Source organism: Actinomyces glycerinitolerans (genome assembly GCF_900098745.1).
Taxonomy (GTDB): Bacteria; Actinomycetota; Actinomycetes; order Actinomycetales; family Actinomycetaceae; genus Actinomyces; species Actinomyces glycerinitolerans.
This window is the reverse complement of the sequence record NZ_FQTT01000013.1, coordinates 265,755-275,845: the sequence shown is the minus strand read 5'-3', so window position 1 is coordinate 275,845 and position 10,091 is coordinate 265,755. Positions and strand designations below refer to the sequence as shown.

The following is a 10,091-nucleotide window of genomic DNA, read 5'->3' as shown; positions in this document are numbered from 1 at the left end:
TGTTTTTATGGCATGAAACCGGCAGGCACACGCCCCCGCCCTGTGCTGGGCGGGGTGTGATGGCGGCTTGACGCGTGGGGCTTCCACAAGCAGCAGTGTTCAACCGGCAAACAACATGAGTTGAGTAGTTCTTTCAATCACTTGGTTTGTTTTTTGCGTCCGCTGTACGGTTCACAGGCAACCCACCCCCGGGCGGGTGCTGATATGTGAACAGGGTGTGTGGTGCGTGCGCGAGCGCCCGCCTGGCCTGGTTGTTTCTGGGTGGGTGTGGGTTGGTGTGTGTGCCGGTGGTCATAGCGGGGTGGGTCATGCCCGGTCTTTCCTTTCCGAACCCGGAAGCCAAGCCCCCCAGCGCCGATGGTACTGCCCCCGGAAGGCGGGTGGGAGAGTAGGACACTGCCGGCACGCTCACGAACCCACACCCACAACCACACCCGCCCCCCGGGGCCCCGGCCCGGGGGGCACACACCACACACACCCAGCACAGCCCACACCAGACACCAACGGATGAGCTGGCGCTCATAGAAGCGCGCACCACATTTTCACGGGATCGCCATTGGAGCCGCCCACAGGTAGGGTTGGATCTCACGGCACGAAGCGCTAAGAGCGCCGGCCGACGAACGAGAAAGAAGGACCATGGCGTACGACAGGCGTGAAAACCGTTCCGGCTCCGGGAACCGCCGCGGCAGGGGTGGAGACCGGCACGGTTTCCGCCGTCGGGATGATGATCAACCGCGCGCACGCTCCGATCAGGGGCGTCGGCACGGGGCCGAGCGCCGGGGATCCGGTACGCAAGATGGTGATAGCCGCTATCGCGGCAACGGGCGTGGCCACAGGCACGACGATGGTCGCGGGCGCGGATATGGCGGCGGCGCACGTCGGCATGAAGGCGGCTCCCGTCCGCCGCAGCGTTCGCGTGTACCCGAGCCTCCGGTGCCGTCCGAGGTGCTCCCACAGAATCTTGAGGCTTCGGCCCGGCGCGAGCTGCGCTCATTGGGACGCGCAAACGCGGAGAACGTGGCTCGCCATCTGGTGATGGTGCAGCGCCTGCTGGACTCCGATCCCGAACTCGCATACCAGCACGCACGCTACGCGGCATCGCATGCCGGACGCGTGGCGGTGGTGAGGGAGTCAGCGGGTATCGCCGCCTACCTCTCCGGCCACTACAACGAGGCGCTGCGTGAGATCCGTGCCGCCAGGCGGCTTTCCGGTCTGGACCTGCACCGTGCCATCGAGGCCGACTGTGAACGCGCGCTGGGTCGCTACAACCAGGCTCTAAAGGTCGCGCAAGAGGCCGACCCCAGGCAACTCGACGATCTCGAGGAGGCTGAACTCGCCATGGTGGTCTCCGGGGTACGCCATGACATGGGGCAGAGCGAGCTCGGGCTGGTTGTCATCGAAGAGGCGATCATGATGTTCCGCGGTGACCGCGAAACCCTGCGCCGCCTCCACTCCGTGCGCGCCGATCGGCTCGAGGAACTCGGCCGCGGCGACGAAGCGGCCAAGATCCGCAAGCGCATCGGCATTGGAGAAGAGCGCGAGCCAGCCGAAGAGGTCGAGGTCTACGACATCGAGGACGACTACGAAGAGGAGCAGCATGCCGCGACCACGGCCGACGCTCCGCAGGCAAGCGAGGAGCCGTCCGCCGCCCCGGAGCCGTCGGAAACCGCCGAGGTCGCCGAGTCTCGCGAGGCTTCAGACGCCGTCGGCGCCTCTGCCGGCGCTGACGACAGCACGGCACCGACGGATCCCGAGGCAGCCGAACCCGAGGCCGACGGCGCGACTACAGTCGCAGGACCGGCGGAGGACTGAAATGGCCGACGCGAAGAGCACTCTCCACGGGGACGCCTCCCAGTTCCTGCTCGGTAGCAGCCAGCCGCTGGCTACCGTCTACGACGTCGCCCTGCTCGACCTGGATGGTGTCTGCTTCGCCGGAGACGCCCGCGTACCTCACGCGGCCGAGGGTGCCAACGGCGCGCGCAACTACGGGATGCAACTGGTGTTCGTTACCAACAACGCCTCCCGTGCCCCACAGGCCGTGGTTGACAAGCTCGCGCGCAATGACATTACTGCCTTCACCGGCGAGGTCTTCTCCGCCGCCATGGATGCGGCGGCGCTGCTCCACGAGCATCTGCCCGACGGCGCCGCGGTCTTCGTCATCGGCGGCGAGGGATTGCGTCAGGCGCTGACCGACGAGGGCTTTACGGTCGTCGCCTCCGCGGACGACCAGCCCGCTGCCGTCGTACAGGGGTGGGACCCCGCGGTCGATTGGGCCATGATGTCCGAAGGCCTGTACGCCATAACCAACGGCGCCATACACGTCGCCACCAATCTGGACGCCACCCTGCCGACCGAGCGCGGCTTCGCCCTCGGCAATGGCAGCCTGGTTGCGGCGGTGGCCAACGCATCCGGGCACCAACCGCTCGCCGGCGGCAAGCCCTTCCCCGGCATCTACCAACGCGCACTGCGCCGTGCGGGAGGCACCCGGCCGCTCGCCGTCGGGGACCGGCTCAACACCGATCATGTCGGCGCCCGGGCGGCGGACATCCCCGGTTTGCATGTGCTCACGGGCGTCAGCACGGCCCGCGACGTGCTGCTGGCTTCCCCCGAGGAGCGGCCGACCTTCTTGCATACCGACCTGCGCGGCCTGCTGCAGCCCCACCCTGATCCCCTCCAGGTCAGTGTCGACGGCGAGACCTGGTGGCAGGTCGGTGACGAGCGATGGCATGTGAACGAGACGGGCATAGAAGGCCAGGCCGCAGGATTCCTTGACGCGGCGTCCGCCACCGTAACCCTCAACGCATACCGTGCGCTCGCCTGCGCGCTCTGGGAACACGCCGACGCCAACGCCGGCCGCACGGATGATGTGAACGTGCCCGAGCTCAGCGTCACCGCCTAAAGCACTGAGCCACAAACCACCTCTTAGGAACAGTCCGATGACTACCACTCCCAAACCGGCCCCGCGCCCCGGCCCCATACACGGTCGGGGACCCGCGCCGGAACTGGACTTGTCGGCTCGACTTGAGGCGGCTGCCGCCCTACCGCTGGCGGAACGTGCCGCCGAGCTCGCCGCCATCAATGAGGCACTCGCCTCCCAACTGCACCAGACCGAGAACTAACCCCAGAACCGACACCCAACCACATGGCACGACTGATCCGCATCGATTCCGAGCTGGTTCGGCGAGGGCTCGCCCGCTCACGCACCCACGCCGCCCGGCTCATCGACGACGGTCACGTCACTCTGGATGGCGTGGTGGTGACCAAACCTGCGCGACAGGTCAACCCCGCACAGGCGATCGAGATCATCGCCCCGGACACAGACGATTACGTCTCCCGGGGCGCCCACAAGTTGGCGGGGGCACTCGACGCGCTCACCGAGCGGGGTCTGGCACCGCGCATCAGGGGACGGCGCTGTCTGGATGCCGGCGCCTCCACCGGCGGCTTCACCGAGGTGCTGCTGCGACGCGGCGCCGCACATGTCGTCGCCGTCGACGTCGGCTACGGACAACTCGCCTGGTCATTGCGGAACGACCCGCGTGTGAGTGTGCTTGAGCGCACAAATGTACGCACGCTGCGGCCCGAGGTGGTCGCCCCGGCTCCCGAACTCGTCGTCGGCGACCTCTCCTTCATCTCTCTGACCACCGTGCTGCCGGCGCTGGTTGCCGCGGCCGCTCCGGACGCGGATCTCCTGCTCATGGTCAAACCCCAGTTCGAGGTCGGCAAACAGCGCCTCGGCCACGGGGGAGTGGTTCGCGACCCCGCCCTGCATGTCGAATCCGTGCTGAGCGTATGCGAATGCGCCCACACTCTCGGCCTGGGCATTGATGCGGTCACCGCTTCGCCGCTGCCCGGGCCCGCCGGAAATGTCGAGTATTTTGTGAACATGCATGCCGGACAGGCCGGCTCACCGACGGACCTGCACGGTCCGGCGCTGCGAGACGAGGCGCGCCGCGCCGTGGAGGCAGGGCCAGCCGGACACACGCAGCGTCGACGCCGCACGGAAGGAGGCGGAATATGACCACCGGAATCATCCCCGAGACCGCTCCTCAAGCCACGACCGAAACTCCAACCGAACCAAGTCAGGCCGCCTACACCGAGGCCGCGACTTCACCGGTGGGAGCCGCGGCACCGCCGGCCGTGGCGGCAATCAGCCCGACGCCGCAGTCTCAGCCGCGGCTGCGGCGCGTCATGGTCCTCCAGCGCGACCTGAACGACAAACCGGTCCCGCCGCACCGCAAGGCGGCCCCCACCGCCACGGCCGTCGCCCGGGCGGAGGCGGCACTGCGCTCCCATGGCGTCGAGCCCGTCGAGCCCGGATTCGAGGGCGACGTGGACCTGGTCCTGGTGATGGGCGGTGACGGCACCATCCTGCGTGCCAGCGAGGTCGCCCGCGACCGCGACGTGCCCCTACTGGGCATCAATACCGGCCACGTCGGCTTCCTCGCCGAGGCCGATCCGGACGCCGTGGAGCAGGTCGTCGCCGACCTGGTGGCCGGCCGGTACGTGGTCGACACCCGCATGACCATTGACGTGGAGGTACAGGCCCCCGATGGCTCGGTCACCCGCGACTGGGCGCTGAACGAGGCGGCCCTGGAGAAGCGGGATCGGGCCCGCATGGTCGAGGTCGCGGTCGGCGTGGACGGGCAGGCCGTGTCCTCCTTCGGCTGCGACGGGCTGGTCATGGCCACACCCACCGGCTCCACCGCCTACGCCTACTCCGGTGGCGGCCCCGTCATCTGGCCCGAGGTGGAGGCGCTGCTACTGGTACCCCTGTCCGCACACGCCCTATTCACCCGCCCCCTGGTGGTGGGGCCCGACTCCCGCCTGGAGGTCGTCATCTACCACGCCGGCTTCGGCGGGGCCGAGGTGTGGTGCGACGGGCGCCGTTGCCTGGACGCCCCCACCGGTTCGCGCATCTGCGTCACCCGCGCGCAGCGCCCGGTGCGACTCGCCCGGCTGAACACAGCCCCCTTCGCCACGCGCCTGGTGCGCAAGTTCGACCTGCCCGTGGAGGGCTGGCGCAGCGCCGACGCGTCCGCCGCGCTGCCCGGCCGGGACGGCGACGCGCGGTGATCGAGTCTCTACACATCGAGAACCTCGGGGTGATTGAGCAGGCCGATCTGCTGCTCAGTCCCGGGCTGACCGCCCTGACCGGGGAGACGGGCGCCGGCAAGACCATGGTGCTCACCTCCCTCGGGCTGCTACTGGGACAGCGTGCCGAGGCGACCAGTGTGCGTACCGGCGCCGATCGAGCCCTGGTAGAGGGCGCCTTCGTATTGTCCCCCGCTTCCCGTGCCGCATCCCGCGCGGTCGAAGCCGGAGCCGAGCTCGACGACGACCTGCTGCTGGCCTCGCGCACCGTACCGGCCTCGGGCCGCTCCCGCGCCCACCTGGGAGGCCGCGCCGTACCCTCAGCGGTCCTGGCCGACGTCGGCGCCCGACTCGTATCCGTACACGGGCAGGCCGATCAGTTGCGTCTGCGCTCCGCCTCCGCCCAGCGGGCCGCCCTCGACGGCCTGGGCGGACCGGACCACGCCGCCCTGTGCCGTCGCTACGCCGAGGCCTATCGGGCCAGAACCGACGCCGCCACCGCCTTGGAGCAGTGGCGGGCCGGGGCCGAAGCGCGCCGGGTCGAGGCCACCGACCTGCGGCGTTGGCTCGAGCAACTGGAGGAGCTCGCCGCCCAACCGGGGGAGGACGTTGCCCTGACCGCCGAGGCCGAACGGCTGGACCATGCCGAGGACCTGCGCCGCGCCGCCACCGCCGCTCGCATCGCGCTTGCCGGCGAGGAGGACGGGGCCGCGGCCGACGTCCCGGACGTGGCGGCCCTGATTGCCTCCGCCGACCGTGCTCTGGCGCATGTAGCCGGCGTGGACCCCGCCCTGACCGCCCTGGCCGAGCGCCTGCACCAGCTCGGTATCGACGCGGCGGACCTGTCCGGCGAGCTGGCCGAATACTTGGCCAGACTGGACGCCGACCCCGCCCGCCTCGCCTGGGTGCAGGACCGCCGCGCCGAACTCGCCCGGGCCTGCCGGGAGATCGGGGGCCCTACCGTCGAACTCGACGACGTCGACGCCCTGCTTGCCTGGGGCCAGTCCGCCGCCGCTCGCCTGGATGAGTTCGAAGGTCCCCACGGCACCGCCGATACTCTGACCGCGCAGCTTGCTGCGGCGGAAGCAGCCCTGGTGAGCCTCGCCGACGAGCTGACGACCGCCCGCCGGGACCTGGCCGAGCGGATGCAGGAGGCGGTCAACGCCGAGCTGGCCGGCTTGGAGATGAAAGGCGCTCGCTTCGTCGTCGACCTGCAGCCGCGCGACGCCCCCGGCCCCACCGGCGCCGAGAACGTCGCCCTGCTGCTGATTTCTCATCCCGGAGCGCCTGCGCTGCCCCTGGGCAAGGGGGCCTCCGGGGGTGAACTGTCACGTATCATGCTGGCCTTGGAGGTCGTCCTGGCCGATGCCGCCCCCGGCGGTGCGCCACTCGATGCTGCGGACGGGGCGCCAATACACCACCAGCGCACCTTCGTCTTCGACGAGATCGATGCCGGTGTCGGCGGCCGCGCCGCTCGCGAGATCGGACGGCGCCTGGCGCGACTCGCCCGCCGCTACCAGGTGGTAGTGGTCACGCACCTCGCCCAGGTTGCCGCCTGGGCGGACACCCAGCTGGTCGTGCGCAAGGAGACCGCGCCCGCCAATGCGGGCAACACGGCTGTTTCGCAGCACACCGGGGAAGACCAACCGACCGTGCGCACCCGCGTCGAAGCCGTAACCGGCTCGGCTCGGGTACGCGAGCTCGCTCGCATGCTCTCGGGCCACGAGGACTCCGAGGCGGCCCTCCGGCATGCCGCTGAGTTGATCGCCGAGGCCCACGTGGCACAATCCCAGTCGTGAGGTTTCCGTTTCCGTTCCGCAAGCAGGCCCCGCCGGCATCTGACCGTCCCAGCGGCATGGTGCGGGTGGACGCGCGCACCAAGAAACTCACCAAACGCCTCCAAACCGGGGACATCGCCGTTATAGACCATGTGGATCTGGACCGGGTGGCGGCGGAGGCACTGGTTGAGTGCAAGCCGATGGCGGTGCTGAATGCGGCCCCCTCCGTCTCCGGCCGCTACCCGAACCTGGGGCCCGGCATCCTGATCGACGCCGGGATTCCACTCGTCGACGACCTCGGCCCCGACGTTATGCGGCTGCACGACGGGCAGCGCGTGACCATCGACCTCGACCCCGAGTCCGAGCACGCCGGGGCCGTGCACGTGCAGGGCCGGGGCACTCACCGCCACCACCGGCTCGATCAGGCGGACGCCGGCGAAACCGAGCCCGATGCGCGTGCCGACTCCACCATCCTCGCCGAGGGCACTATCCAGACCCGCGAGAGCATTGACGCACTCATGGAGTCCGCCAAAGAGGGACTGTCGGTTCAATTGGAGGCCTTCGCCGCCAACACCATGGAGTACATGCGCGGTGAACGCGACCTGCTCCTAAACGGCGTCGGCATGCCGGACATTCGCACTTCCATGTCCGGCAGACACGTGCTGGTCGTGGTGCGCGGCTACTCCTACAAGGAGGACCTCCAGGCCCTCAAGCCCTACATCCGCGACTACAAGCCCGTCATCATCGGCGTCGACGGCGGCGCGGACGCGGTCCTGGAGGCCGGACTCAAGCCGGATATGATCGTCGGGGACATGGACTCGGTGTCCGACAAGGCGCTGACCTCCGGCGCCGAGATCATCGTCCACGCCTACCGCGATGGGCGCGCCCCCGGCCTCAAACGGGTCGAGGACCTCGGCGTGGAACACACTGTTTTCGCCGCCACCGGCACCAGCGAGGACATCGCCATGCTGATCGCCGATGAAGCGGGTGCCGAACTCATCGTCGCCCTGGGCACCCACGCCACCCTGCTGGAGTTCCTCGACAAGGGGCGCGCCGGCATGTCCTCAACCTTCCTGACTCGCCTGAAGGTCGGCGGACGGCTGATCGACGCCAAGGGCGTATCCCGCCTGTACCGCACGCGCATCTCCGGCTGGCAGCTGGGACTGCTGGCGCTGGCGGGCCTGGTCGCCCTGTTCGTCGCCCTCGCCTCCACCCCCGCGGGCCAGACCTTCCTGGGACTGTCCGGCGCCGTATGGGACGATCTGGTCAACTTCTTCCGGTCCCTGGTTGGACTCACTCCGAACACACCCTCCGTCTGAGCAGTACAGGATCCTTCATGATCGACTTCCGCTACCACCTGGTCTCGCTCATCTCCGTCTTTCTGGCTCTCGCCGTAGGCGTCGTCCTGGGTGCCGGGCCGCTGCAAAACTCCCTCGGCACGGCACTGAACGACCAGGTCAGTTCCTTGCGGGCGGACCGCAACGACCTTCAATCCCGGCTGGAGCAGACCGAGGCGGCGGTCAATGACCGCGACGACTACATCACCTCCGCGGCCGACTCCCTGCTGCCCGGGGCGCTGGACGGGCGCAGCGTCGCCGTCGTCCTCATGCCCGAGGCCGAGGGCGACGACATCGACCAGGTCGTCACCGAAATCGAAACCGCCGGCGCCACCATCACCGGCCGGGTCACCCTGACCAGCGCCTGGGCCGAGACCGCCCGCGAGTCCTTCCGCTCCACCTACTCCGGCCAGTTCGGTCCCTACCTGGACGACGTGGCCGCGGACGGCAACGCCGTCCTCGGGCAGGGGCTGGCCACCGCGCTGACCCAAGAGGGGGAGGACGCCACGGCCCTGATGGAACTACTCACCGCCTCCGACACCCCACTGGTCACCGTCGATGCGCAGCCCTCCGCTCCGGCCGACATGATCGTAGTGATCGGCCCGCGGACCGTTGCCGCCGCGGATGGCAGCGAGCCGACCGCACAGGCCACACCGGAGCAGGACGTCGCCGCCTGGACCTCCGCACTGACCGGTGCCGCGTCGACCGCCACCACCGTGGTGGTCGGCGCCGGCGACGCCGCGGCTGACATCGTGACGGCGCTGCGCAATGCCGAGGCGCCGGTAACCACGGTGGACTCCATCGGGCAGGCCACCGCGGCCGTGTCCACCCCACTGGCGCTGGCCGCCACCGCCACGGGCACGGTGGGCAGCTACGGCTTCGACGACGGCGCGGATGCCGTCATCCCGCCCATCTCCCGCTGACGCCGATTACGCTTGCAGCCATGACGCGACCCACGCCGACGTCGGACGGCTCCTGCTGCGGCCCCGCAATCGTCGCGGCCGCCTCCGCGATCACCACCGCGGCCGTATCCGCCGCCCTGGGACGTGCAGGTTCCCGGTTGCGGCGTCGCCTCGAACGTACGAACTTCCACGGTCGCGCTGTCAGCCTGCGCGGCGGCGTGGGCGCTGCGGCCGGTGCCGCCGCGGCCGGTGCTTGCGCGGGACGCCTCCTGTACGACGCTAACGTGCCCGCCGGCGCCAACGTCGCGATCGCGGCCGTGACCGCGACCACGGCCGCTGGCGCTGCGGGGCTGGTCGATGACCTCGACGCCGGCGCGCACGACGGCGACGCCCCCGCCAAGGGCCTGCGGGGACACCTGGCGGCACTGCGCCGCGGACACGTCACCACCGGCGCCCTCAAGGTTGCGGGGATCGGCGCCGGGGCGTTGGTGGCCGGCGGCCTGATCACTCGCGGGAGAACCCAAGCCGGTGCGCTGACAGCGGTGGCGGACGCCGCCGCCAACGCCGTCGTCATCGCGTCCTGGGCCAACCTGCACAATCTGCTGGACCTGCGCCCCGGCCGCGCCCTGAAGGCGGCCGTGCTGACCGCGGTGCCGCTGCTGGCCGACCGGCGTCCGAGCGCCGCCGCCGGTCGCGCCCTGGCCGCCGGCACCCTCGGGGTAGCCGGGGCGGCCCTGCCGGAGGACCTGGGGGAGACGACCATGCTGGGGGACACCGGCGCCAACGCCGTGGGTGCCCTGGTGGGAACGGCCCTGGCCGCCCACCCCCGTGTCGGCGTGCGGGTGGCGGCCGCTCTGGCCGGGACGGGGCTGGTCCTGGCCAGCGAGCGGGTCTCCTTCACCCGGGTGATCGAGGGCAACCGCTTCCTGTCCGCCGTCGACCGCTGCGGACGCCGGACCTCGTGACCGGCAAGAAGCCGACGA

At 70.2% G+C, this 10,091-nt stretch carries 9 protein-coding genes and 1 rRNA gene; all 10 read left to right on the top strand.

The genetic code is table 11. The features are described from left to right. The first annotated feature begins 283 nt into the window (after positions 1-283). The 10 genes from rrf to ACGLYG10_RS12780 all read left to right on the top strand — a co-directional run bounded on the left by rrf (position 284) and on the right by ACGLYG10_RS12780 (position 10,073). Positions 284-405: ribosomal RNA gene (gene rrf, locus ACGLYG10_RS12825) — 5S ribosomal RNA — on the top strand. A gap of 630 nt (positions 406-1,035) precedes the next feature. Further along, complete coding sequence (locus tag ACGLYG10_RS12820; protein WP_244542683.1) at positions 1,036-1,812, top strand: hypothetical protein; 777 nt, start codon at positions 1,036-1,038, stop codon at positions 1,810-1,812. Between the two features lies 1 nt (position 1,813). Further along, positions 1,814-2,899, top strand: a complete 1,086-nt coding sequence (locus tag ACGLYG10_RS12815; RefSeq protein ID WP_073332688.1) for an HAD-IIA family hydrolase — start codon at positions 1,814-1,816, stop codon at positions 2,897-2,899. Positions 2,900-2,936: 37 nt separating this feature from the next. Next, positions 2,937-3,119, top strand: a complete 183-nt coding sequence (locus tag ACGLYG10_RS12810; RefSeq protein WP_073332686.1) for a hypothetical protein — start codon at positions 2,937-2,939, stop codon at positions 3,117-3,119. Between the two features lie 23 nt (positions 3,120-3,142). After that, positions 3,143-4,018, top strand: coding sequence for a TlyA family RNA methyltransferase (locus tag ACGLYG10_RS12805; RefSeq protein WP_073332683.1), 876 nt, complete (start codon positions 3,143-3,145; stop codon positions 4,016-4,018). 170 nt (positions 4,019-4,188) lie between these two features. Beyond that, complete coding sequence (locus tag ACGLYG10_RS12800) at positions 4,189-5,073, top strand: NAD kinase (RefSeq protein ID WP_073332762.1); 885 nt, start codon at positions 4,189-4,191, stop codon at positions 5,071-5,073. Beyond that, the gene (gene recN, locus ACGLYG10_RS12795) at positions 5,070-6,890 is read left to right on the top strand and encodes a DNA repair protein RecN (RefSeq protein ID WP_073332681.1); all 1,821 of its coding nucleotides are present in this window, start codon (positions 5,070-5,072) and stop codon (positions 6,888-6,890) included. The genes ACGLYG10_RS12800 and recN overlap by 4 nt, the downstream gene beginning before the upstream one ends. Before the next feature lie 56 nt (positions 6,891-6,946). Then, positions 6,947-8,188, top strand: coding sequence for a putative cytokinetic ring protein SteA (gene steA / locus ACGLYG10_RS12790; RefSeq protein WP_073332678.1), 1,242 nt, complete (start codon positions 6,947-6,949; stop codon positions 8,186-8,188). A gap of 17 nt (positions 8,189-8,205) precedes the next feature. After that, entirely contained in the window at positions 8,206-9,129 is a 924-nt protein-coding gene (locus ACGLYG10_RS12785) for a copper transporter (protein ID WP_073332676.1), read from the top strand. Positions 9,130-9,149: 20 nt separating this feature from the next. Next, complete coding sequence (locus ACGLYG10_RS12780) at positions 9,150-10,073, top strand: hypothetical protein (RefSeq protein ID WP_073332673.1); 924 nt, start codon at positions 9,150-9,152, stop codon at positions 10,071-10,073. Positions 10,074-10,091 lie beyond the last annotated feature (18 nt).